Annotated in this window: 17 protein-coding genes and 1 pseudogene; 10 read left to right on the top strand and 8 right to left on the bottom strand. The window is 64.2% G+C overall.

Features of this window, described 5'->3' with window-relative positions; all coding sequences use genetic code 11:
• Positions 1-11: 11 nt before the first annotated feature.
• The 5 genes and pseudogenes from AC5PZ0_RS08550 to AC5PZ0_RS08530 all read left to right on the top strand — a co-directional run bounded on the left by AC5PZ0_RS08550 (position 12) and on the right by AC5PZ0_RS08530 (position 7,397).
• Positions 12-4,547, top strand: a complete 4,536-nt coding sequence (locus AC5PZ0_RS08550) for an NEL-type E3 ubiquitin ligase domain-containing protein (RefSeq protein ID WP_493854690.1) — start codon at positions 12-14, stop codon at positions 4,545-4,547.
• A 228-nt stretch (positions 4,548-4,775) separates the two neighbouring features.
• Positions 4,776-5,336, top strand: a complete 561-nt coding sequence (locus tag AC5PZ0_RS08545; protein WP_027593861.1) for a DUF4174 domain-containing protein — start codon at positions 4,776-4,778, stop codon at positions 5,334-5,336.
• A gap of 164 nt (positions 5,337-5,500) precedes the next feature.
• Positions 5,501-5,791, top strand: a pseudogene (locus AC5PZ0_RS08540) (HvfA family oxazolone/thioamide-modified RiPP metallophore); the annotation flags it as partial.
• Between the two features lie 93 nt (positions 5,792-5,884).
• Positions 5,885-6,721 carry an HvfB family MNIO-type RiPP peptide maturase gene (locus AC5PZ0_RS08535; RefSeq protein WP_493854689.1) on the top strand — a complete coding sequence of 279 codons (837 nt, stop codon included), beginning with the start codon at positions 5,885-5,887 and terminating at the stop codon, positions 6,719-6,721.
• Complete coding sequence (locus tag AC5PZ0_RS08530; protein WP_493854688.1) at positions 6,702-7,397, top strand: HvfC family RiPP maturation protein; 696 nt, start codon at positions 6,702-6,704, stop codon at positions 7,395-7,397. Before AC5PZ0_RS08535 ends, AC5PZ0_RS08530 begins: the two co-directional genes overlap by 20 nt.
• A 53-nt stretch (positions 7,398-7,450) precedes the next feature.
• Here AC5PZ0_RS08530 and AC5PZ0_RS08525 read toward each other — a convergent pair whose 3' ends face one another.
• The 3 genes from AC5PZ0_RS08525 to AC5PZ0_RS08515 all read right to left on the bottom strand — a co-directional run bounded on the left by AC5PZ0_RS08525 (position 7,451) and on the right by AC5PZ0_RS08515 (position 10,149).
• Positions 7,451-7,960: an HvfX family Cu-binding RiPP maturation protein gene (locus tag AC5PZ0_RS08525; protein ID WP_225876655.1), complete on the bottom strand. Its 510-nt coding sequence runs from the start codon at positions 7,958-7,960 to the stop codon at positions 7,451-7,453.
• A gap of 165 nt (positions 7,961-8,125) precedes the next feature.
• The gene (locus tag AC5PZ0_RS08520; protein ID WP_454244129.1) at positions 8,126-9,412 is read right to left on the bottom strand and encodes a sensor histidine kinase; all 1,287 of its coding nucleotides are present in this window, start codon (positions 9,410-9,412) and stop codon (positions 8,126-8,128) included.
• Entirely contained in the window at positions 9,409-10,149 is a 741-nt protein-coding gene (locus AC5PZ0_RS08515) for a response regulator (protein WP_099429879.1), read from the bottom strand. The genes AC5PZ0_RS08520 and AC5PZ0_RS08515 overlap by 4 nt, the downstream gene beginning before the upstream one ends.
• A gap of 219 nt (positions 10,150-10,368) precedes the next feature.
• Here AC5PZ0_RS08515 and AC5PZ0_RS08510 point away from each other — a divergent pair, with 219 nt between their 5' ends.
• Both AC5PZ0_RS08510 and AC5PZ0_RS08505 read left to right on the top strand, forming a co-directional pair.
• Positions 10,369-10,644: a DUF2790 domain-containing protein gene (locus AC5PZ0_RS08510; RefSeq protein WP_493854687.1), complete on the top strand. Its 276-nt coding sequence runs from the start codon at positions 10,369-10,371 to the stop codon at positions 10,642-10,644.
• 10 nt (positions 10,645-10,654) lie between these two features.
• Positions 10,655-11,170, top strand: coding sequence for a thioredoxin family protein (locus AC5PZ0_RS08505; protein WP_238210804.1), 516 nt, complete (start codon positions 10,655-10,657; stop codon positions 11,168-11,170).
• 54 nt (positions 11,171-11,224) lie between these two features.
• Here the strand turns inward: AC5PZ0_RS08505 and AC5PZ0_RS08500 are convergent, their stop codons facing one another.
• Both AC5PZ0_RS08500 and aroQ read right to left on the bottom strand, forming a co-directional pair.
• On the bottom strand, positions 11,225-12,073 hold the full coding sequence (locus tag AC5PZ0_RS08500; RefSeq protein WP_085273256.1) for a shikimate dehydrogenase: 849 nt from the start codon (positions 12,071-12,073) through the stop codon (positions 11,225-11,227).
• On the bottom strand, positions 12,070-12,519 hold the full coding sequence (gene aroQ, locus AC5PZ0_RS08495) for a type II 3-dehydroquinate dehydratase (protein ID WP_027593852.1): 450 nt from the start codon (positions 12,517-12,519) through the stop codon (positions 12,070-12,072). The genes AC5PZ0_RS08500 and aroQ overlap by 4 nt, the downstream gene beginning before the upstream one ends.
• Positions 12,520-12,742: 223 nt before the next feature.
• Here aroQ and AC5PZ0_RS08490 point away from each other — a divergent pair, with 223 nt between their 5' ends.
• The 3 genes from AC5PZ0_RS08490 (at position 12,743) to AC5PZ0_RS08480 (ending at position 18,499) form a co-directional block, all read left to right on the top strand.
• A complete protein-coding gene (locus AC5PZ0_RS08490) occupies positions 12,743-13,978 on the top strand; it encodes a TolC family protein (RefSeq protein WP_493854686.1) in 1,236 nt (411 codons plus the stop codon).
• A 158-nt stretch (positions 13,979-14,136) separates the two neighbouring features.
• The gene (locus tag AC5PZ0_RS08485) at positions 14,137-15,336 is read left to right on the top strand and encodes an efflux RND transporter periplasmic adaptor subunit (protein ID WP_493854685.1); all 1,200 of its coding nucleotides are present in this window, start codon (positions 14,137-14,139) and stop codon (positions 15,334-15,336) included.
• 16 nt (positions 15,337-15,352) lie between these two features.
• A complete protein-coding gene (locus tag AC5PZ0_RS08480; RefSeq protein WP_493854684.1) occupies positions 15,353-18,499 on the top strand; it encodes an efflux RND transporter permease subunit in 3,147 nt (1,048 codons plus the stop codon).
• 33 nt (positions 18,500-18,532) lie between these two features.
• On the opposite strand, the gene AC5PZ0_RS08475 is transcribed toward AC5PZ0_RS08480, so the two are convergent.
• From AC5PZ0_RS08475 to AC5PZ0_RS08465, 3 genes are all read right to left on the bottom strand, one after another.
• A complete protein-coding gene (locus AC5PZ0_RS08475; RefSeq protein ID WP_493854683.1) occupies positions 18,533-19,870 on the bottom strand; it encodes an MFS transporter in 1,338 nt (445 codons plus the stop codon).
• Positions 19,871-20,018: 148 nt separating this feature from the next.
• Positions 20,019-20,789, bottom strand: a complete 771-nt coding sequence (locus tag AC5PZ0_RS08470; RefSeq protein WP_493854682.1) for a hypothetical protein — start codon at positions 20,787-20,789, stop codon at positions 20,019-20,021.
• Between the two features lie 117 nt (positions 20,790-20,906).
• Positions 20,907-23,057: a TonB-dependent receptor gene (locus AC5PZ0_RS08465; RefSeq protein ID WP_493854681.1), complete on the bottom strand. Its 2,151-nt coding sequence runs from the start codon at positions 23,055-23,057 to the stop codon at positions 20,907-20,909.
• Positions 23,058-23,076 lie beyond the last annotated feature (19 nt).

Here is a 23,076-nt window from a genome sequence, read left to right as displayed (position 1 = left end):
AGGCTTTACGCATGGGCACTACACACTCGCCAGAGGATCAGGCTGGGGGCAATGCCGCCGTCCGCCTCGACACGCTGCAGCGCGACAGCGATGCGTTTCAGGATGGTTTCATCAGCAAGCGCTTGCCCCGTTGGTTGCGACAGGCGCCCATTGACCAACTGCCTGCGATCAGCCACGCCTTGGCCAAGAGCCTTGAAAGCCGTCAGCAACTGGGCGCGTTGCTGATGCGCATCGAAAACATCGATGGCTTCGTCGCCTCCAGGCTGGAGAAGGCGCTCAGCGAGCGTTACGGGGTGACCTACAACCTGCACCGGTTGAAGTTTCTCGAAGGGCGCCGTGAACCGGTGATCAACGCCCAGCCGGTGGGGGCTCACCTCACAGAAGTGGTGTACGACGAAAAACCACTGCTTGAGGTGGCACTGCGCAACTTTACCGCCGAGCAGGCCAGCGCGGGTGGCCAGCCGGCGGGCAACCGGTTGCTGGTACCGCGCTCGGGCGCGCGCAAACCGCCCACCGCCATCGCCTTTGCTGCGCTGTGCCGCGAGCTCGACCTGGGGCAGGGCTACCAGCAGCATCTGGACAGCATTCTGAAACCGGCCAATAACGAAAAACGCATCGAGACGTTGCTGGTCGATGCCGTGCGCTACGCCATGCTGGTGGATGGCTACAAGGCCCGGCAAGACAATTTGCTGGATGCCAGCGAGCTGAAATTGCTGGTGGGCATGTGCCTCGAGGGCAAGCTGCTGCGCCTGGCAGGTGACCTGGTGGTGGCCAAGCAGCTGAAGCTGCTCGGGTATGCCCTTGAGCAAGTGGTGGTGCTGGAGGTGATCGATCAAGGCCCCTTGTTCAACACCACGCGGCGTTTGCTGATGTATGTGCCGGGTGACCCGGTGGCGCCCTGGAGTGCATTTGGTAGCCTCAGTGACCTCAACCGTGAGTTGGGCCATCGCTTGCGCGTCAAGACGTATCAGCGATTTTTCAGCCGCTTCGTGCTCAGGCGCGACAGCCAGGCGTTCTTCGCCACGGTAACGCCCGTTTTAGATGACCTGCCGGCCTGGGCAAGTTATGACCTCGCCCCCCGTTTGCAGGCCTACCCGTCACCGCTGTTCAACAGCCTCGCACAGTCGCGTATCCGCCAGATCAAAGAGGATGCGGCAATGATCGCGGTGCCGGTGGCGCGGCTCGACCGCGGGGTCCAGCGTGCCCATGACGAGCGCCTGGCTGCCGAAGGCTGGCTGCTGCTGAACCTGGCGTCGTTTTTTGTCCCGGGCCTGGGCCTGGTCATGCTCGCGGTGACTGTCTGGGAGTTGCTGGGCGAGGTTTACCATGGCATCGAGGCCTTGCAGGCGGGTGATGCCCAGGAGGCACTCGACCATTTGACCCACGTCGCCACTGACCTTGCGGTGATTGCGGCGACGGTGGCGGGCGTTACGGTGGCGCGGCGGTTGTGGGCGCGTTCTGCCGTGGTCGATGCGATGGTGCCTGCACAGCTGGAGGACAGTAGCAGCAAGCTTTGGCAGCAGGACCTGGCACCTTACCGCAGCGTCGCGCCGGGGCCTGCGGCTACCCAGGATGCCTTGGGGATTCGACGCCACGCCGGGCAGGCCTGGATCGAAATGGACGGCCACCACTACCCTGTGGTCGACCCCGGTAGCGATGGCCAATGGCAGCTTCGCCCGCGCAGCGGCAATGGGCCTGCGCTGCGTCACAACGGTGCCGGCGCCTGGCGGGTCTGGAGCGAGCAACCTGCGCAATGGGATGACACCCACCGCATGTTCCGCCGCCTTGGCACGCCGTTGGACAGCATGACGGACGAGCAGATCGACCAGGTGCTGGGCTTTCATGACCTGGGTGCGGATGAGCTGCGGGCCCTGCATGTGTATGGGCGTGCGCCCGAGGCCGGCATGCTCGACAGCGCCGAGCGTTGCAGGATCGACCAACGGATTCGCCAGGTGATCAGCTGCTTGCGGGCGGGTGAGCCGGTCGAGGATGCCACCGTGTTGCAGCATGCCCAGCGCTTGCCGGGTGCAGCCGGTGCGTCGGACCCGCAGCTGGCCGAGCTCGCCTGGGCCCAGCGGCGCCTTTTATTGGGGCATGTGTATGACGCTGTGCAGGTCAGCGACAGCCCGGGCAGTGCCTTACTGCGCAACGTGTTTTCGGGTTTGCACCCGCGGGCCGCGCAAGCACTGCTGACGGCGGCCAATGGGGATGACCGACGGCGGTTGCTGCAGACTGGCCGCGTGCCATTGAACCTGGCCGAAGCGGCCAGGCGCGCTGTGGCGACCATTCGCAAGGTCAGGGTACTTGAAGCGTTGAGCCTGGATACCCCACAGAATGCCGACTTGGCGCGTGTCGCACTGGGGCTGCTCAAGCACTTGCCTGGCACTGGCCAAGGCGTGCGTTGGCGCTTGTTCGAAGGCCATCGCGGTGGGCCGCTGCTGGCATCGACCGAGGACGGCGCGCAGGCATTCGATTTGCTGCACCACGCGGGCACGTTCCAATTGCTGGATGCTCAAGCGGTGCCGCAAGGCGAGGCGGGCGAGCTGTTCGAGGTGATGGCCGCAGCCTATTCACCGTCCCAGCGCGAGTCGATGCAGGTAAGGGAACCCTTCGCCCATAACCTCAGAGTTGTGCTGGCGCGTGAGGCCCTACGACGTCGTGCCGAACTTGAAGGGCTGCTGGGTGTGCCCCCGGGAATGTTCCGCCCACCCCTGCGTTTGGCCGATGGCCGCCTGGGTTACCCCTTGGGTGGCCGTAACTCGGGTGGCCCTGGAAGGCCAGAGCGGGCGCTGGCACTGGCAGCGTCGGTGCGTGACCTGTTTCCCTCGTTCAGTGACGAACAGGTGGCGACATGGACCGACAATGTGCGGCGTTCGGGACGCCAAGTGGAAGCGGTATTGGCCCAATTGCGTGCAGAGTACAGGGTGCTGCGCAACAGCTTGGAAGGGTGGATCGGGGAAGCCCAAGGTGCGGTGAGGGAAGACCGTACCTGCATGCGCAACACGCTGCTCGATTGCTGGCGGCGCACCACCGACGCAGGGCAAACGCACCTCGACACCGACCACAACTACCGCATGGTCTTGTACAACATGCGGCCTGGGGAGCTGCCGGAAATGCCAGCACAGGTCAGCTTTGCTCATGTTTCCGATGTGTCACTGCTGCGCATGGAACTGCAGGACATTCCAGCGAGTTTTCTGCTTGCCTTCCCGCGCGCACGATTACTGGACCTGGGGGGGAATTTGCTGACCCGCTTGCCGCAACCGTTGCTGCAGATGCAGCACTTGCGTCAGTTGACCCTGACCAACAACCAGATCGTGTTGAACACCAGCCAGGCCGCTACGCTGGCAAGTGCCACGACCCTCGAGTACCTCGACCTGTCCCATAACCCACTGGGTCGCGCCTTCACCTTGAATGGGCTGACCGTTCTTCGCTGGCTGAACTTGCGCAATACGGGGCTGACGCAGTTTCCGCACGGCGTGGAGAGCCGCTCAAGCCTGGTGTACATGGACATGCGCGAGAACCGCCTGACGCGGATTCCAGAGTGGTTCTATCAACTGGCACCCGGCTTTCGGCGGCGCATCAGGTTGGCCGGTAACCCGTTTGAGAACGCCGAGCTGATTCGCCTGCAGGCGGCGCTGATGGGGCCGGCCATGCCGACGGACGAGGTGTTGCTTTACGAACAACTCGAGCGTGCCCGTGCCGTTTGGGGGGATGCTGTCGGGCCGCGTTATCGGGGCCTGCTGATGGCGGCTTGGGAGTCGGTAGACATAGGGGAGCCTGCCGATCGCTTCTTTCGCGTCCTGCAGCAGTTGCTGCAGTCCGCAGATTTTCATATCAATGCCGAAGCCCTCGCCCAGCGGGTACTGGCCGTGCTGCAGGCGATGGCCCGGGAGCCGGCCCTGCGCGAAGCCTTGATGGACATCGCCAATGACGAGTGGGGTTGCCAGGACGGCGCGACCTGGTGCCTCAGCAACCTTGAACTGAACGTGCTGGTGTGGCGTGCCCGGACGGATGATCCAGGCAATACCGAGCACGCCTTGCTTGCGTTGGGGCGGCGTTTGTGGCGCCTGGATGAGGTCGATCGGCTGGCTGTGCTGGACATCCTGAATCGCGGCGGCAACCCAGATGAAAGCGAAGTGGGGCTTGCCTATCGCCTCGGGTTGCGCGATCGCCTGAACTTGCCCATTGCAGTAGCCGACATGAGTTTTCGCCCCCTGGCAGGGGTCACTGAGGCGCACCTTGCACGGGCGCAAGCGCAAGTGCTCGAGGCAGAGACGCAGGAGGAAATCGCGCGTTCACTGGTGGACCGAACGTTCTGGCAGGGGCACTTGGAACGTGCTCACCCTGAACGCTTCGCGCAAGTGGACAGGCCGTTCCGGCGCCGCCTCGATCGCGTGCTCGACGATGAGGCGTTGACCGACGAGGCCAGGCAGGCTGAGTCGGATGCGATTCTTGCCGCGCAGCGCGCTGCCCGGCGCGGGTTGATGCTCGACATGACGCTGGCGGCATTGGAGGCCGGGCCTCCGGACGCTGGCATCGACGTGTAACAACACCGCGTGTGGGGCGTAGCACAGCCTTGCCAGCAGTGGCTTTGGGCTATGCTCAGTCAGGAGGCGGCCTTTTCGGCAAAGTCCGTCATCCTGATCTGACGCATGCCTGGAAATTGTCAGTTACTTTTCCTTCGCCACGCAGCTTTTGAAGTGGTTTAGGCTCCAGGTCGGATTTTTCTCCGTGATCTGTAGTCATTGGTTTATCGAGACATTAAGGAGATGTGTATGCTCGTCCGGTCACTGACCCTCGCTACCTTGCTCGCCGTCACCGGCCCACTGTTCGCCGCCGACAGCGACGCTCCATTGGCCAAGGAGCTGGGCAAGGCACGGCCTCTGGTGATCATTGCTCCCAGTTCTGCCGACCCGACATTGCGTGGGTTGAACAAAGCCTTGGAAGACCCGGAAATTCAAAAAGCCTTCAAGGAGCGCAGCTTGGTGCTGTACAGCGTTGCCAAGATGGTCGGCAAGCGCGAGGACAAGAACCTCGAGCAGCAGACCACCATGGCCCTGATCCGCGAACTCAAGCTTGGCGCGAGCGCGGGCACCAAGGTGATTCTGGTGGGCAAGGACGGTGAACGGCACATGCTCAAGGATGACGCCACGGGCGAGCCAATCGACCCGCAGGCCATCCTCAAGGCGGTCGATGAGCTGCCGGCGAGCGAGAAGGCCGTGACTGCGCCAGAGCCTGTCGCGGCGGCACCTGAAACCAAGGGCAAGGACAGCAAACCGGCCAAACCCGTCAAACCTGCCAAGCCCGCAGCGCCGCCCAAGCCGCTGGAAGACTGACAGCCTTCACCCGCCACTGGCCGCAGGGGCGGGTGCTCTGTATCACACTGTATCCTGCAGGCCTACAGACCGATTCATGTACAAAATGCCGATTTCGGCGATACAACCCCGACACACCCACCCGGCCTAATGGCTCCACTTTCCAACCACAGTGGAGCTACACCATGACTCATGCACGCAACACTCTCGGCCTGCTCGGCGCCGCCCTGATCGGCAGCATGGCCTTTGGCAGCAGCGCGTTCGCTGTCGAGCCGCTGTCCCAGGGGTATCAACTGGCGTCGGCCAAGGTGCCTGGCGAAGGCAAATGCGGTGAAGGCAAGTGCGGTGGCAGCGGCAAGGCCACCCAGGGTGAGGGCAAGTGCGGTGGCGACAAGAAGGCCAGCCATGGCGAAGGCAAGTGCGGTGAAGGTAAATGTGGCGGCGCTGGTAAGGCAGCAGAAGCCTCGTCCAGCGAAGTGACCGGTAAGTCTTGAGTTAAACCCTTGGAATGACACAACGCCCCTCCTGCTGGTCAGGCGGGGCGTTTTGCGTGTTGTGGAGACTTATCGATGACGACCACACCCTTGCTTGTCGGCCTTGGCCTGCGCCGTGGCCTGATGGCTGAATTGCTTACGCTGGAAGACGGTGCCGTGGATTTTCTGGAGTGCGCGCCAGAAAACTGGATTGGGGTCGGAGGCGCCTATGGCAAAGGCCTGGCGCAATTGACCGAACGGTTTGCGCTGGCCTGCCATGGGCTGTCCTTGTCCTTGGGCGGCAGCCTGCCGCTGGACCGGGGTTTGCTGGACCAGACCCGGCGCTTTCTCGATCGCCATCAGGTACGCCTGTACAGCGAACACCTGAGCTATTGCAGCGATGACGGTCACCTCTACGACCTGATGCCGATCCCCTTCACGCAAGAGGCTGTGCATCACGTCGCCGCCAGGATTCGTCAGGCCCAGGACCACTTGCAGCGGCGTATCGCCGTGGAAAACATCAGCTATTACGCGGCGCCCTACCAGGCGATGAGCGAGCTGGACTTCATTCGCGCGGTGCTCGACGAGGCCGACTGCGACCTGCTTCTGGACGTCAACAACGTGTTCGTCAACGCCTGCAACCATGGCTACGATGCGCAGGCCTTCCTTCAGGGGCTGCCGCCGGCACGCGTTGTCGGCATGCATGTGGCGGGTCATTACGACGAGGCCCCGGACCTCAAGGTGGATACCCACGGAGCACCGGTGAAGGAGGATGTCTGGTCGTTGTTCGCGATGGCCTGCAAGCATTTTGGCGCACAGCCGACAACGCTCGAGCGCGACTTCAACTACCCGCCCTTGGCCGAATTGCTCGAAGAGACTGACCGCATTCGCACGGTGCAGCAGGAGGTGTCGCATGAGCGAATTGTTGCGTGAACAGCAGTTCTCGCTGGCGCGGCATGTGCGAGATCCGCAGCGGCATGCCCCACCGCCAGGCATCGAGGCACGTCGGCTGAAGGTTTACCGTGAGCTGTTCTATGGCGCCATTGAAGGCCTGCTGGCCGGCAGCTTTCCGGTGCTGCGGCAAACCTTGGGCGAGCCGCGCTGGCATGCCCGCGTGCGGGACTTTTATGCCAACTACCGCAGCCAGACACCCTTGTTCACCGAGATCGCCGAAGCGTTCATCGACTACCTCCAGGGCGTCAAACTGGATGCCCCGTGGCAGTTGGAACTCGCCCACTACGAGTGGATCGAGGCCCAGCTTTACCTCAGCGATGCCGAAGACCCGGCTCATGACCCACAGGGTGACCTGCTGCAGGGGGAGCCGCTGCTGTCGTGCACGGCCAGGGTATTGGCCTACCGTTGGCCAGTTGACCGTATCGGCCCGGATTATCAACCGCAGGAGGCACCTGAACCCACCTTGCTGCTGGTCTACCGCGACGCCGGGCTGCAGGTACGCTTCGCTCGCCTGGCACCCATGGCTTACCGCTTGCTCACAGAGGTGAGGGGTACTGGGCTGGCGCGTCTGCACGCATTGGGTGGGGATCAGGAGCAAGGCTTGGCACTGCTGGAGAGCCTGCGCGCGCAAGGCATTGTCATCGGTACAGCCTGAGATAAAAAACGGGCTCGGCGCCTACTGGCCCCGAGCCCGTTGCTATTTACGCGTCATGCCCTGGCTGCGAGCCGCGCGTTGAGCCAGTGGTCAAGGCTCAGGCGGCCGGCCCCCTTGAGCAGCAGTGGCAGCAGTGCCACCAGGTAGATCAGCGGCAACTTGAAGTTGCCGAAACCCTGGTCGGTGATGGCATAACCCTGCGCCAGCTCCGCCAGGCTCGACCACTGTGACGGCCAATGCACCGCAGCAATGGCCACCACAGTGATGACCATGAGCCCGGCCGAGGCCAGCCGTGTGCCCAGGCCAAGCAACAGCAGTAAAGGCAGCACCAGCTCGGCCCACATCGACAGTTGCCAGTTCAGCGCTGCTGGCAGTGCGCTGAACGGGAAGGGGAAGCTGGACTGCAGGTCACCGAACCAGTTGGTGCCGTTGTATTTTTCCAGACCAGACTCGAAAAACTCCCAGGCCAGAAACAGCCGCAGCGGCACGTCGGCGCTCCAGCTTCCGATCCGGTCAATGTGGTTGAAGGGGTGGGTAAATGCCGTCATGTTGGGACGTGTCATCGGTTTAACTCCTGGCGTGCCAATGTGTGGCCGGGAGTGTGTAGCGGTGGCGTATCGACAGTGTGTCGGCGGAGGCGACAGTGTGTATCGGACTGTAGCGATCGGTTGCGTAAGGCGGCATCCCTATCACGCGTAAGACCTGGAGGGGCGACATGCCGGTGGCACTCACTTCAACTCGATCTGTGCACACAACCCGCCGCCTTGGCGATTGCTCAGGGTCAAGCGCCCACCCATGGCCTGGGTCAGTTGCTGCGCGATCGCCAGCCCCAAGCCGGTGCCTCCGGTACTGCGGTTACGCGAGCTTTCTACCCGGTAAAAAGGCTTGAGCACTTCATTGAGCTCATCTTCCGGAATCCCCGGGCCGTCGTCGAGTATCCGAATCCGGGTGCATCCTGGTTCACGGCTGACCTCCAGCTGTGCTTTACCCGCGAACTTCAAGGCGTTGTCCACCAGGTTGACCAACACCCTGCGCAGCGCATGCGGGCGGGTTTCCAGCAGGCCGTCGGCGTTGCCGTGGCGTTCGACCTGGGCGCCGCTGTCCTGGTAGTCGAATACCAGGCTGTCGAGGAAGGCATCCAGGTTGATTCGGCATGGGGCTTCGGTGTTGATGTCCATGCTGCGGGCATAGGCCACACCTTCGCGTACCAGGTGCTCCATGGCATCCAGGTCGTGCCACAGCTTGTCTTTCTCGACCCCCTCGTCCATCACTTCGACCCGCAATTTCATGCGGGTGATGGGGGTTTGCAGGTCGTGGGAAATCGCCGCCAGCAACTGCATGCGCTCCTTGAGGTAGGCCGCGATGCGTGCCTGCAAGGCATTGAAGGCAACGGCGGCGTACTTCACCTCGCGCGGGCCGCTCTCGTCCAGTTGCACACCGGGTTTGTCCGGGTCGAGGTTGTCCACGGCCTGCGACAGGCGGGTAAGCGGGCCGATGGCCAGGCGCACTGCCAGCCAGGTGCACAGCAACAGCACGGCCAGCTGAATCAGCAAAACCACCGGCAGCCAGCGGGCGATCGGTACGGGGGTCGGGGTGACGTCGATGGTCAGGGGCGCGCCATCTGCCAGGTTCAAGTGCACCTGAAAATGCGCATTGGGGCCGGGGATCTCCTGGAAGGTCAGGCGAAAGTCGTCGCCAATGGCTTTGACGATCGACTCGGCGGCCATGGGCGGGTCGCTGGTCGGCATCGCCTGGCCATCCTGGCCCTGGTCAAGGTGGTAGCGGTAGGTGCGCCGCTCCAGGCGCGGCAGCCAGGCGGTACGTTCGGCGGCGGGCAGGCGGTCGAGGATGGCGACCGAAGTGGCAACGTCCTGTTCCAGGTTGCTGAGCATCATCGAGCGGCTGCTGATGTAACGCTCGTAGGCTTGCAGGCCGAACGACAACCCATAGGCCAGTACCAGGCCGGTGAAGAAAATCAATGCCAGGCGCGAGGCCAGGGTGCGGGGCCATTTCATGAGGGCGACCCGAGCAATTGCACCGGCAGCGAGAACACGTAGCCTTCGCTGCGCACGGTCTTGATGCAGCTGGGTTCGCGGGCGTCATCACCCAGGCGCTGGCGCAGGCGGCTGACCAGCAGGTCGATGGAGCGGTCGAAGATGTCCGCCTCACGGCCCTGGGTGAGGTTGAGCAATTGTTCGCGGCTGAGCACCCGCTGCGGGTGGTCGAGAAATACCCGCAGCAGCCGGTACTCGGCGCCGCTCAGGGCCACCAGGGTGTCTTCACTGTCGAGCAGGTGCCGTGCGGTGGTGTCCAGGCGCCATTGGCCGAAGGCCAGCAGGCGGCTGCTTTCGCTGATGGTCAGGTTGGGCGGCAGCATGCGCGTGCGGCGTAGCACGGCGTTGATGCGGGCCAGCAGTTCGCGGGCGGAGAACGGCTTGGTCAGGTAGTCGTCGGCACCCATCTCCAGGCCGATGATGCGGTCGGTTTCGTCGTTGCGCGCAGTCAGCATCAGCACGGGCGTGTTGCGGTGTTTGCCGGCACGCAGTTCGCGGCACAGCAACAGGCCATCGTCGCCAGGCATCATGATGTCGAGGACGATCAGGTCGACGCTGTTGGCTTCGAGAAAGGCGCGCATTTGCCGGCCATCGGCAACGATGCTGGTCCGCAGGCCGTTCTTCTTCAGGTAGTTGCCGACCAGTTCGCGGATCTCGCGGTCGTCGTCGACGATCAGGATGTGATCGACGTGTTCCATGCGCAGCGTTCCTGTATGGGGTGGGGTTGGCGCAGTGTACCGAGCGTAATCGCGCTTGCCTGCGGGGTTTTGTATTGCAGTGTATCTGGCGTTTGCAGAGATACAGGAGGAAGCAGATCACAGGCTCGGGTGACACATACGGGATACCTGGCGGCCGTGTAATGGCTCTCGACCGGGGAGTAATCCTCCCCACTTAAAGCGTTACACAGGAGAGTTGCCATGAACCTCAAAGCCTTCGCCAGCGTCAGCCTGTTTGCCGTGTTCAGTTTCGGCGCCATTGCCGCTCAGGCCGCCACCACCGCGATGAACGATGCCAGTGTGATGCAGTACCGCTACGGTGATCATCTGGATGTGAAGAAAGTCCTGTCGGTGCAGGATGATCAGGGCAACACCTGCGGCTTGGTCAACACCCGCATGGACTACCTCGATTCCAAAGGTCAGCATCAGCGTGTGGAATACCGCTCGTACGCCACCGGCGGTTGCCATGAGAATTGATCGCCGCCTGATGTTAAAGGTGGGCGGCATTGCGCTGGCCCTGACAGGCCTGGGCCTGGCGGGCTATCTGCAGGCCCGCGACAGTTACGGCGCCATGCCGTCGCTGGCGGGTGCCAGCCAGTGGTTGAATTCGCCGCCACTGGATGCGCCGGCGCTCAAAGGCAAGGTGGTGCTGGTAGACTTCTGGACCTGGGACTGCATCAACTGCCAGCGCAGCCTGCCGCATGTGAATGACTGGGCACGGCGTTACGCCGACCAGGGGCTGGTGGTGGTGGGCGTACACACGCCTGAGTATGACTACGAGCATGACGTCGCGACCTTGCGCGACAAGGTAGCTGCGCTGGGGATCGGGTACCCGGTGGCGGTGGACAACGATCACCGGGTGTGGAATGCCTGGGGCAACCAGTTCTGGCCGGCGCATTATTTTGTCGACCGCACAGGGCAGGTGCGCCACGTGCATTTCGGCGAGGGGGATTATGCCGGGCAGGAACAGGTGTTGAAGGCCTTGCTGGATGAAAAGGGTTGATGCGCCTGTGCCGGCCCTTTCGCGGGGCAAACCCGCGAAAGGGCCGGTGCCGACTCAGCTAAAACTGGCAAAATGCGCCTGCATCCGCGCCGCATCGGCCTCGCGCCCACTGAACAGCTCGAACGCCTTGACCGCCTGGAACACCGCCATGTTGCTGCCATCCAGCGTGCGGCAACCCAATGCCCGCGCGGCGCGCAACAGTTCGGTTTCCAGCGGGAAGTAGATGATCTCCGCCACCCACAACCGTTCATGCAGCAACTCCACCGGCAGCGGCGTCCCCGGCAGCTTGGCCATGCCCACGGGCGTGGTGTTGACCAGCCCGTCTGCCTCGGCCAATGCTGCGCGCAGGTCAGTGCCGAGCACTGCACGGCCGGCACCGAAATGCCCGTTGAGGTTGTCGACCAGCGCTTGTGCCCGCGCTGCGTCGACTTCGAACAGCACCAGCCGTTCGACCCCTTCGCCCAGCAGCGCATGGGCCACGGCCGAGCCTGCGCCACCGGCGCCCATCTGCACCACCTGCCGGCGTGCCACATCTGGCAGGCCGCGGCGCAGGCCTTCGGCGAAGCCCAGGCAGTCGGTATTGTGGCCGACCCGCTTGCCGTCCTTGAGCACCACGGTGTTCACCGCGCCGATCCCACGGGCTTCATCCGACAGCTCGTCGAGCAGCGGCAGAATCGCCTGTTTGAACGGGTAGGTGATGTTGAGCCCGGTGAACCCGGTGTGCTGTGCGGCATCGAGCAGGCCGGGCAGGGCGCTGTCGTCTAGCTGCAATTGATCGGCATCGATCAGGCGATACAGGTAACGCAGGGATTGCGCGTCACCTTCATGCTCATGCAGCGCAGGGGTGCGCGACAGCTGGATGCCGCGGCCGATGAGGCCGGCGAGGATGGCCTGTTGGCTCATGCGGTCTGCTCCTGGAACATTTCCGCGAAGTGGCTCAGGGCCAGGCGGTAGCCATGGCTGCCCAGGCCGCAGATCACGCCGACGGCAATCGATGAGACGAACGACAGGTGGCGGAAGGGCTCGCGTTTGTGCACGTTGGACAGGTGCACCTCGATGACGGGCAGTTCACTGGCCACCAGGGCGTCGCGGATGGCCACGGAGGTGTGGGTCCAGGCGCCCGGGTTGATCAGGATGCCAGCACAGCGGCCACGGGCGGCATGGATCCAGTCGATCAGTTCGCCTTCGTGGTTGGTCTGGCGGAATTCGATTTCCAGGCCTTTGGCAAGGGCGCTGTCGGCGCAGCCTTGGGCCAGGTCAGCAAGGGTTTCATGGCCGTACTGAGTGGGCTCGCGGGTGCCCAGCATGTTCAGGTTAGGGCCGTTCAGCACAAGAATAAGGGGCTTCATGAAAGGCATCACTTTGTTGTTTTTGGATGCGCTTATCTTTGTACCACCTGGTTAGTTTCGTCAATTGCGTGAATGGGCTTAGACGGGAAAGTGGGCGATAACCGGACGTTTTGCGCCAATACCGATCCCAGCTGATTACAGCATTGTAATGTTCACGCCACCGCCCCGATAAGCATGCCGCCCTACAGTCCCTCGCCAACGCTCGCCGACGAGGACCTGTTTCGTGCCCTGCACCCCTGCCATCCCCCGCAAGATCGCCTTGCTTTGCCTGTTACTGGCTGCCACTGGCAGTGCCCAGGCCAGTGGCAGCCTGAGCCTGCCCGAAGCGCTTAGCGCTGCCTTTGCGCAAAACCCGGAACTCGCTGCCGCGGGCCGTGAAATCGGCATTGCCGAAGGCGAGCGGCGCCAAGCGGGGTTGATACCTAACCCGGAGTTGTCCTGGGAAGTCGAGGACACCCGCAGCGAGACGCGCACCACCACGGTCACCCTGAGCCAGCCACTGGAGCTGGGCGGCAAGCGGGGAGCGCGCATCGCCGTGGCCGGTGCCGGCCAGACCATCGCCCAGCTTGACCTGGAACGCCAGCGCAATGGCTTGCGCGCCGATGTGGTGCAGGCCTTCCACGCGGCCCTGCGTGCGCAAACGGCGCTGGAGCTGGCGCAACAGTCCCAGGCACTGACGGAGCGCGGGCTGCGGGTGGTACAGGGGCGCGTTACGGCCGGCCAGTCTTCGCCGGTAGAGGCCACGCGGGCCCAGGTGCAACTGGCCCAGGCGCAGGCGCAAGTACGCCGCGCCGCCTCACAGCGCAGTGTGGCTTATCAGGCTTTGGCGCGGTTGACGGGCAGCCCGGTGGCACGCTTCGACCGCCTGCTGGCCACTGATCTGTCGCCGGGTGCCGCGCCTGCGGTCGAGGCCTTGCTGGCCAGGGTCGAACAGACCGCCGAGTGGCGCTTGGCGGCGGCGCAGGTCGAGCGCGGCGAAGCGTCGTTGGGGTCTGAAAAGGCTCAGCGCATACCCGACCTCACCGTCAGCCTCGGCAGCCAATACAGCCGCGAGGACCGCGAGCGAGTCAACGTGGTCGGGCTGTCGATGCCGCTGCCGTTGTTCGACCGTAACCAAGGCAACGTGCTGGTGGCTGCGCGACGTGCCGACCAGGCCCGTGACTTGCGCAATGCCGTTGAGTTGCGCTTGCGCAGCGAGACCCGCAGCGCCCTCAGCCAATGGGCCACGGCCATGCAGGAAGTGCAGGCCTACGACCGCACCATCCTGCCCTCGGCGCAGCAAGCGGTAGACACCGCCACCCGCGGCTTCGAGATGGGCAAGTTCGCCTTCCTTGATGTGCTCGATGCCCAGCGCACGCTGATCGAGGCGCGGGGCTTGTATCTGCAAGCCCTGGCCTCAGCGACTGATGCGCGGGCCCAGGTCGAGCGCCTGTATGGCGACCTTGAGGGCGGCTTGTGATTCAGGGGCCGCTGCGCGGCCATCGCCGGCAAGCCAGCTCCCACAAATGAAGCGCCACATTGATGCACGGTGCCGTCCCTGTGGGAGCTGGCTTGCCGGCGATGGGTCGCGCAGCGGGCCCATTGGCTTGAGCAAAAACACGAACAGCAGGAGCAACAATGGATAACCCACGCAAGATCGCCCTCCTGGCGGTCGCTCTGGCCGTGCTTGGCCTCGGTGGCCTGGCCTGGACCGGCAACCTCGGCCAGGCCACGAGCGGCGAAGCCCAGCACGACGCGCATGGCGAAGACGGCCACGGCCACGATGATGAGCAGGCCGAAGAAGGCCACGCCGACGAGGAAGGCAAATTGCACCTTTCCAGCGCCCAGATCGAGGCGGCTGGCGTGCAGTTGGTAGCTGCCGGCCCCCGTGAGCTGGGCACTGCCATCAGCTACCCGGGTGAGATCCGTTTCGATGAAGACCGCACCGCGCATGTCGTGCCGCGTGTACCGGGCGTGGTCGAGTCGGTGCAGGCCGACCTCGGGCAGGCGGTAAAGCGCGGCCAGGTGCTGGCAGTGATTGCCAGCCAGCAGATTTCTGACCTGCGCAGCGAACAACAGGCAGCCCAGCGCCGCCTGGAACTGGCGCGTCTGACCTTCCAGCGCGAACAGCAGCTGTGGCAGGAACGCATCAGCGCCGAACAGGACTACCAGCAGGCTCGCCAAGTGTTGCAGGAGGCCGAGATCGCGCTGGCCAATGCTCGGCAAAAGGTCGCGGCAGTCGGCCCCGCCGGCGCCGGCAATCGCTATGAGTTACGCGCACCCTTCGATGCGGTGGTGGTGGAAAAACACATGAGCGTGGGCGAGGTGGTCGACGCCTCCAGCAACGCGTTCACACTGTCCGACTTGAGCCGGGTCTGGGCCACCTTCGCCGTCGCCCCCCGCGACTTGAACCGTGTCGTCACCGGGCGCAGCGTCACGGTCAGTGCGCCGGACCTGGGCGCCGAGGTCGAGGGCACGGTCAATTACGTCGGCAGCCTGCTGGGTGAACAAAACCGCGCCGCCACCGTGCGCGCCACCTTGGCCAACCCCAACGGCGCCTGGCGCCCTGGGCTGTTCGTGAACATTGCGGTCAGCGTCGAGCGGTCGACCGCCGCCGTGGTGGTACCGGAAAGCGCGTTGCAGACCTGGGAGGAGCAGACCGTGGTGTTCGTGCGTACCGAGCAAGGCTTCGAGGCACGCCCGGTGACGACAGGGCGCCGCGACGCCGGCCAGGTAGAACTCGTCGCCGGCCTGGCTGCAGGCACTCAGGTCGCTGCCGCCGGCAGCTTCGTCCTCAAGTCGGAGCTTGGCAAAGGCTCCGCCGAGCACAGCCATTGAAACCGGGGACGACGCCATGTTCGAACGCCTGATCCAATTCGCCATCGAGCAGCGCCTGGTGGTGATGCTTGCCGTGCTGCTGATGGCTGCGGTGGGTATCCACAGCTACCAGAAACTGCCCATCGATGCCGTGCCGGACATCACCAACGTCCAGGTGCAGATCAACACCGCCGCGCCCGGTTACTCGCCATTGGAGACCGAGCAGCGCATCACCTTCGCCATCGAAACGGCCATGGCCGGCCTGCCAGGCCTCAAGCAGACCCGTTCGCTGTCCCGCTCGGGCTTGTCCCAGGTCACGGTGATCTTCGATGACGGCACCGACCTGTTCTTCGCCCGTCAATTGGTCAACGAGCGCCTGCAGGTGGCCCGTGAACAGTTGCCCGACGGCATCGAGGCGGGCATGGGGCCGATTTCCACAGGGCTGGGCGAGATCTTCTTGTGGACCGTCGAGGCCGAGGAGGGCGCGCTCAAGGACGACGGTACGCCCTACACCCAGACCGACCTGCGGGTGATCCAGGACTGGATCATCAAGCCGCAGCTGCGCAATGTGCCGGGGGTGGCCGAGGTCAACAGCATTGGCGGCCATGCCAAGCAGTACTTGATCGCACCGGAGCCCAAGCGCCTGGCGGCCTACAAGCTCACCCTCAATGACTTGATCGCGGCACTGGAGCGCAACAACGCCAACGTGGGGGCCGGCTACATCGAGCGCAATGGCGAGCAGTTGCTGATCCGCGCACCGGGCCAGTTGGACTCCGCCGAGGACATCGCCAACATCGTCATCGCCAGCGTCGACGGCACTCCGATACGCGTCAGCCATGTCGCCCAGGTTCGCCTGGGCCAAGAGCTGCGCTCTGGGGCTGCGACTGAAAATGGCCGTGAGGTAGTGCTGGGCACTGTGTTCATGCTGATCGGCGAGAACAGCCGCACGGTCTCCCAGGCGGTGGCGGCCAAGCTGGTCGAGATCAACCGCAACCTGCCCAAGGGCGTGGTCGCGGTGACGGTGTATGACCGTACCAACCTGGTGGAAAAAGCCATCGCCACGGTGAAGAAAAACCTGATCGAAGGCGCGATCCTGGTCATCGCCGTGTTGTTCCTGTTCCTGGGCAACATCCGCGCTGCGGTCATTACCGCCATGGTCATCCCGTTGTCGATGCTGTTTACCTTCACCGGCATGTTCAGCAACAAGGTCAGTGCCAACCTCATGAGCCTCGGCGCGCTGGACTTCGGCATCATTGTCGATGGCGCGGTGGTGATCGTCGAGAACGCCATTCGCCGCCTGGCTCACGCCCAGCAGCGCCATGGCCGCATGCTGACCCGCGCCGAGCGCTTCCATGAAGTGTTTGCCGCCGCCCGTGAAGCACGGCGCCCGCTGATCTACGGGCAGTTGATCATCATGGTGGTGTACCTGCCGATCTTTGCCCTGACCGGGGTCGAGGGCAAGATGTTCCACCCCATGGCCTTCACCGTCGTGATCGCCCTGCTGGGTGCCATGATCCTCTCGGTGACCTTCGTGCCGGCGGCGCTGGCGCTGTTCGTGACCGGCAAGGTCAAGGAAGAAGAAGGCTTGGTCATGCGCACCGCGCGCCAGCGCTATGCACCGGTGCTGGGCTGGGTGTTGGGCCGGCGCAAGCTGGCGTTCGCCGGGGCGGCAGCGCTGGTGGTGTTGTCCGGGGTGATGGCCAGCCGCATGGGCAGCGAGTTTATCCCCAGCCTCAGCGAGGGTGACTTTGCCCTGCAGGCGCTGCGCGTGCCAGGCACCAGCCTGTCGCAGTCGGTAGACATGCAGCAGCGCCTGGAGCGGGCGATCATTGCCCAGGTGCCGGAAGTGGAGCGCGTGTTCGCCCGCACCGGTACTGCCGAAATCGCCTCGGACCCGATGCCGCCGAACATCTCTGACGCCTACGTAATGCTGCGTCCGCCCGCGCAATGGGCCGACCCGAGCAAGCCACGTGAGGCGCTGATTGCCGAAGTGCAGCGCGCCGCGGCCAGTGTGCCGGGCAGCAATTACGAGCTGTCGCAACCGATCCAGTTGCGCTTCAACGAACTGATCTCGGGTGTGCGCAGTGATGTGGCCGTCAAAGTGTTTGGGGACGACATGGACGTGCTCAACCAGACCGCCGCGCAAATCGCCAGCAGCCTGCAGCGTGTGCCGGGCGCCTCGGAGGTCAAGGTCGAGCAGACCACAGGCCTGCCGGTGCTGACCATTGATATCGACCGTGACAAGGCCGCCCGCCATGGCCTCAATGTCGGCGACGTGCAAGACGCCATCGCCATTGCCGTGGGGGGGCGTACGGCAGGCACGCTGTATGAGGGCGACCGACGTTTCGACATGGTGGTGCGCCTGCCCGAGACTGTGCGTACCGATGTCGACGGGCTTTCCAGCCTGCTGATACCGGTACCGGCGAGCAGTGCAGCCGGCGCTGCCCAGATCGGTTTCATCCCGCTGTCGCAGGTCGCGACGTTGAACCTGCAACTGGGGCCTAACCAGGTCAGCCGTGAGGATGGCAAGCGCGTGGTGGTGGTCAGTGCCAACGTGCGTGGCCGCGACCTTGGCTCGTTCGTGCAGCAGGCCGAGCAGGCCCTGATCGAGCAGGTGCAGATACCGCCCGGTTACTGGACGCGCTGGGGCGGCCAGTTCGAGCAGTTGCAGTCGGCCGCCGAGCGTCTGCAGGTGGTAGTGCCGGTGGCCTTGCTGTTGGTGCTGGCCTTGCTGCTGATGATGTTCAACAACCTCAAGGATGGCTTGCTGGTGTTCACCGGTATTCCGTTTGCCTTGACCGGTGGGGTACTGGCGCTGTGGTTGCGGGATATTCCATTGTCTATTTCCGCAGGGGTGGGCTTCATCGCGCTGTCGGGGGTGGCGGTGCTCAATGGTCTGGTGATGATTGCCTTTATCCGCAGCCTGCGCGAGGAAGGGCGCACGTTGCGGGTGGCGGTCGAGGAGGGTGCGTTGACGCGCTTGCGGCCAGTGCTGATGACCGCGTTGGTGGCCTCGCTGGGGTTCATCCCGATGGCATTGGCCACCGGCACCGGGGCCGAAGTGCAACGGCCGCTGGCGACCGTGGTGATTGGCGGGATCCTGTCGTCCACGGCGTTGACGTTGCTGGTGTTGCCGGCGTTGTACCAGTGGGCGTATCGGCGGGAAGAGGTGGAGGAAGGCTGATAATGCCGGGGCTGCAAAGCAGCCCCAAAAATCTCAAACGCTGCTCCGCACCCCAGGCCGCACGCTATCGACGCCGGCCTCATCATGCAACGAAATCCGCGACGTCTCCGGCAATGCCAACCCTCCCACCAAAGCCACCAGCGCAATCACCACCAGGTAAAACGCCGGTGCCAGGCTGCTGCCGGTTTGCCCGATCAACCAGGTCGCCACCAATGGCGCAGTGCCGCCGAACAGCGTATAGGCCACGTTGTAGGTAATCGCCGACGCGGTATAGCGGGTCCGTGTCGGGAAGCTTTCCGACAGCAACGCCGCCGTCACCACGCCGCTGCTCAGCGCGCCAACGGCCAGCAGAATCACCCCCAGCAGCGCCCCGGACAGTGAGCCGGAACTGGCCAGCCAATACGCCGGGAACACACAGACCATCACCCACAGGCAGGTGAAACCAATGGTCTTGCGCCGCCCCACCCGGTCAGAAAACGCCCCAGCCAGCGGGCAGCCGATGGCAGCGAACAACAACGCCACCGTGGTTACCAGCAGCGATTGCGCACGGGTGAGGTTGCCGACCAGTTGCAGGTAGGTGGCAAAGTAGGTGGTGAACATATAGAACGACAGCGCCGTCAGCGAGATGAACGCCCCCAGGTTGCGGATGGCCCGGCCATGGTTGCGCAGGGTCTCCTTGAGCGGCGAGTGCTCGTGTTCTTTGCCCTGGGCCACGGCTTCGCGGAACGCCGGGGTTTCTTCCATGCGCCAGCGCAAGTACAGGCCAACCAGGCCCAACGGGGCGGCGATCAGGAAAGGCACGCGCCAGCCCCAGGCGTTCATCGCCTCGGCCGTCAGGTTCGCTTCCAGGCCGTAGGCGATCACCGCCGCGCAGGCAAAGGCAGAAAAGGTCGAGACCGGCACGAAGCTGCCGTAGAACGCGCGCTTGTCGTTGGGCGCATGCTCCATCAGGTAGGCGCAGGCACCGGCGTACTCGCCACCCGCCGAGAAGCCTTGCAGGCAACGGGCCAGGGTCAACAGCACAGGGGCCGCCAGGCCAATGCTGGCATAGGTCGGCAGCAAGCCGATCAAGGTGGTGGAGCCGGCCATCAGCAAGATGGTCAGCGACAGGATGCGCTTGCGCCCCAGGCGGTCACCCAGTGCGCCGAACACGATACCGCCGAGCGGGCGCAGGGCAAATGCCACGGCAAACACGGCGAAGGTCTTGAGCAAAGCCACGCTGGCATCTTCACTGGCGAAGAACTGGCTGGCAATCAGCGTGGCGAGAAAGCCATAGACGGCAAAGTCGAACCACTCGACGAAGTTGCCGATGGCAGAGGCGGCGATCACCCGGCGCAGGGTGGCGGGGGATACCTCATGAGGTGCGGACATGTGGGAGCTCTCCGGTTTCCATTGGCAGCCTGAATGAACGTGACGCGGTCGGGCCGCGTCATCATTGTTGTGCTTGCCAGTAGATCGGTGAGCGCCTGCGGGGGCTTCGTCGAGGGCGACACTGGGATGTCTGTTTCAACCAGGCAGGCTACTGCCGGCCAACCTTCCACGGGGCGTAGTCGAGTTCGCTGTAGCCCTCGGCTGTGCCTTGCTCGTGGGTGCTGAAGCCCGGCATCGTGCTCAGGTCGAGCTTCATGCAACGGCTGTTGAGCTGCGCCTGCAGGTTGCCGTCCAGGCGGAAGGCCGCTTCACGCAGGCGGGTTGGGGAAAGCTGCACCAGGCAACCCTCGACCTTGCCTTGGGCATTGGCCTGGTAGAACACCGTCGCCTTGCCGATGCTGGTGACCGGCTGATCGCGCAGCAGCTGTTGCCAGAAGTACTCGCGCTGGGCGTTGGCGCGTTGGCGCGCACTGCCGGGGGCCTGGATAGACGCGGGCAGCTGGACGATGATCGGTGCGCGTACGTCGAGCGTTGCCTCGCCGCCGAACAGCGACGCAGGCACGACCGGGTAAATGGTCTTCCAGCACAGTGCCTCGACCAGGTTGGCCAACGCCTGATGGTCGGAGGGCATGACGTCGGCGGGCAGCAGCGCGCCGTATTTGAACGGGGCCTTGCTGGCCTTGCAGGCGACTGGGGCGCTGTGCCGGTCGAAGGTGACCTGCAGGGTGACGGCGCCCAGCTGCTCGCCGGTTGGGGCCAGGGCAATGCTGCGCTCCAAGGCGCGCTGCATCTCGACAGTGAAGGTTTTGAACGCCTGCGCATCGGCGGCTGCCTGAGTGTCCGTGGGCGGGGACGCTTGGCAGCCAGCCAGGGCAATCAGAGCCGCGCTCAGGAGCGCGGGGGGCAGAGTTTTGAACACGTAAACTTCCTTGCTGAAACGGTAGCCGGGTGTCTTCGTGAGCCGGCGGGTCATGAACGTGGCAGCTTATCACTGGCAGCGCTGCCACGGGATAACCCCCGTGGCAGCGCTGTTCGATCAGAAGCGCATGTCCAGCGCCACCTCGAAGGTACGCGGAGCACCCATGTAGTACTGGGAGCTGTAGGCCTGCTTGGCATACACCTCGTCGGTCAGGTTGCGTACCCGCCCGGTCACTGTGGTGTGCTCATCCAGCCGGTAGCGGGCGAAGGCACCGAACAGCGTGTAGGCCGGTGCCTTTAGGGTATTGGCATTGTCGGCATACACCGAGCCCACGTAGCGCCCATCGACCCCCGCCGACCACGCGGACGTGAAGCTGTAGGTCAGCCACAGGTTAGCGACGCTGGCCGGTACGTTGACCGGCGTATTGCCCTTGCGTGACACCGATACCCCGTTGACCGCTTCGTTGAACGTGTCGTACTGCGCATCGACGTAGGCGTAGTTGGCCTCGGCCAGCAGTTTCGGCGTGACCTGCAGCCGCCCTGACAGCTCGACGCCGCGCGAGGTCTGCTGCCCGGCCTGCACCGTCTGGTTGGCATCGTTGGAGTCACGCACGGCAAAGTCCTTGCGCACGATCTGGTACAGCGCCAGCGTGGCGGCGCCGCGGCCGTCGAGGAAGTCGAACTTGCTGCCGACCTCCCATTGCTCGCCCTTGGAAAGGTCGAACAGGCCGACGTTGGAGTAGGTCGCCGCTGCCAGTGAGCCGGCTGGCAGATCGGCCGAGCTGCTGTACTGCGCGTACACACTGGCACTGGGCGTCAGCGCGTAGGTCAGGCCGATGCGCCCGGAAAGCGGCTCCCAGCGGCGCTCGAAAAACGCCGGCGAGGTGGGCGAGACCGTTCCGTAGTTGGTCACTTGCATGTCCAGGTAGTCATAGCGCAGGGCCGTCAGCAAGGCCAGGCGATCGGTCAGTTGCAGGCGGTTTTCGGCAAACACCGCGCGGTTGGTGACTTCGTGACGACGCTGCTTGGTCAGGCCGGCATTCACCCCGGGGATGTCGTCGAAACTGCCAGGGTCGAAATGGTCGGGGTCGACGACGTCGCTCCAGCTGCTCGACGTCGGGTAAAGGGTCTGGCGCATGCGCGAGTATTCCAGCCCTAGCGACCATTGGCTGGCGAAGCCGAACAGTGTGTTGTCATGGCGCAACTCGATGCGATCGCCCAACAGGTTCTGGTCGTGGCTTTGCAGGTAGGGGCTGCTGCGCTGCACATTGCCATTGGCGGTGTAGCTGTAGCGTTCAACGTTGCGGTAGTCGCGCTGGGCGTTGTAGTGGTACAGCGTGTTCTGCACGCTGGTGCTGTCGCTGAGCTGGTAGTCGAGGATCGAACGCAGCCAGCGTACCCGCTGCTCGTAGCGGCCGTCCGCGACGTTGTAGTTTTCGAAGCGGCGGCTTTTGTCGATCTTCATCGTGCTGCGGCCCGGCAGGATCGGCGAACCCCAGTACGGGCTGTCTTCGCGGTCTTCCTGGTACTCCAGCGCCAGGGTGTGGGTGAGGTTGGGCGCCAGGTCGCTGAGTACCGAAAACGCCAGGCTGTCGGTGTTGCGCTGGTTACGGTCGATGTAGCCGTTGCCCTGGCCCCGGCTGAAGTCCAGGCGCATGAAGTGGCGGGCGTCGGCGGGGTTGCTGGCCAGCGCCTGATTGATGCCGAAGGCCACTTCTGAGTCGTCGAAACTGCCATAGCGCAGGCGGCCGTCGATGATCTGCTGATCGCGGCTGGCAAGCTTGGTGATGTAGTTGATCGAGCCGCCCACGGCCCCCGCGCCATGCAGGAAAGAGGACGGCCCGCCGATCAGTTCGACCCGGTCGAGTACCCAGGCATCCACGGGCCGGGTGGCACTGCTGTAGCCCAGGTTGATGCCGTTGTAGAGCTGGGTGACCTGGTTCTGGGTGAAGCCCCGGTAGGCGACGAAGCCGCCATAACCGGGGTTGGCCGAGGCGTTGACGCCGGTCATGGCGTTGATCACGTCCTGGCTGTCCTTGGCGCCGTGCGCCTCGATCAGGCGGCGGTCCGAGACACTGACCGATGCCGGGGTTTCCCGTGCGGTGAGGCCCAGGCGCGAACCGGTTTGGATCGGCTCGTCCAGTTGCACACCGGAGGGGGCGTCGCGTTCGCCATCGATGGTGGTGGCGTTGAGTTCGACCGGGGCAGTGTCGGCCCAGGCGAAGGTGCAAGTGCCCATGAGGAGCACCAGGGAGGTCTTGCGGATCATGTTGTCGTGTCTTCCACGC

The organism is Pseudomonas sp. 5.2, assembly GCF_059025405.1.
This window is presented reverse-complemented; position numbering and strand designations above follow the sequence as displayed.

Excerpts from the sequence above, each read along its gene's own strand:
- AC5PZ0_RS08485 (WP_493854685.1), top strand. The coding sequence starts at position 14,137 with ATGGATAACCCACGCAAGATCGCCCTCCTGGCGGTCGCTCTGGCCGTG.
- AC5PZ0_RS08535 (WP_493854689.1), top strand. The coding sequence starts at position 5,885 with ATGACGACCACACCCTTGCTTGTCGGCCTTGGCCTGCGCCGTGGCCTG.
- AC5PZ0_RS08500 (WP_085273256.1), bottom strand. The coding sequence starts at position 12,073 with ATGAGCCAACAGGCCATCCTCGCCGGCCTCATCGGCCGCGGCATCCAG.
- AC5PZ0_RS08505 (WP_238210804.1), top strand. The coding sequence starts at position 10,655 with ATGTTAAAGGTGGGCGGCATTGCGCTGGCCCTGACAGGCCTGGGCCTG.
- aroQ (WP_027593852.1), bottom strand. The coding sequence starts at position 12,519 with ATGAAGCCCCTTATTCTTGTGCTGAACGGCCCTAACCTGAACATGCTG.
- AC5PZ0_RS08515 (WP_099429879.1), bottom strand. The coding sequence starts at position 10,149 with ATGGAACACGTCGATCACATCCTGATCGTCGACGACGACCGCGAGATC.
- AC5PZ0_RS08545 (WP_027593861.1), top strand. The coding sequence starts at position 4,776 with ATGCTCGTCCGGTCACTGACCCTCGCTACCTTGCTCGCCGTCACCGGC.
- AC5PZ0_RS08550 (WP_493854690.1), top strand. The coding sequence starts at position 12 with ATGGGCACTACACACTCGCCAGAGGATCAGGCTGGGGGCAATGCCGCC.
- AC5PZ0_RS08530 (WP_493854688.1), top strand. The coding sequence starts at position 6,702 with ATGAGCGAATTGTTGCGTGAACAGCAGTTCTCGCTGGCGCGGCATGTG.
- AC5PZ0_RS08525 (WP_225876655.1), bottom strand. The coding sequence starts at position 7,960 with ATGACACGTCCCAACATGACGGCATTTACCCACCCCTTCAACCACATT.
- AC5PZ0_RS08480 (WP_493854684.1), top strand. The coding sequence starts at position 15,353 with ATGTTCGAACGCCTGATCCAATTCGCCATCGAGCAGCGCCTGGTGGTG.
- AC5PZ0_RS08465 (WP_493854681.1), bottom strand. The coding sequence starts at position 23,057 with ATGATCCGCAAGACCTCCCTGGTGCTCCTCATGGGCACTTGCACCTTC.
- AC5PZ0_RS08510 (WP_493854687.1), top strand. The coding sequence starts at position 10,369 with ATGAACCTCAAAGCCTTCGCCAGCGTCAGCCTGTTTGCCGTGTTCAGT.
- AC5PZ0_RS08475 (WP_493854683.1), bottom strand. The coding sequence starts at position 19,870 with ATGTCCGCACCTCATGAGGTATCCCCCGCCACCCTGCGCCGGGTGATC.
- AC5PZ0_RS08520 (WP_454244129.1), bottom strand. The coding sequence starts at position 9,412 with ATGAAATGGCCCCGCACCCTGGCCTCGCGCCTGGCATTGATTTTCTTC.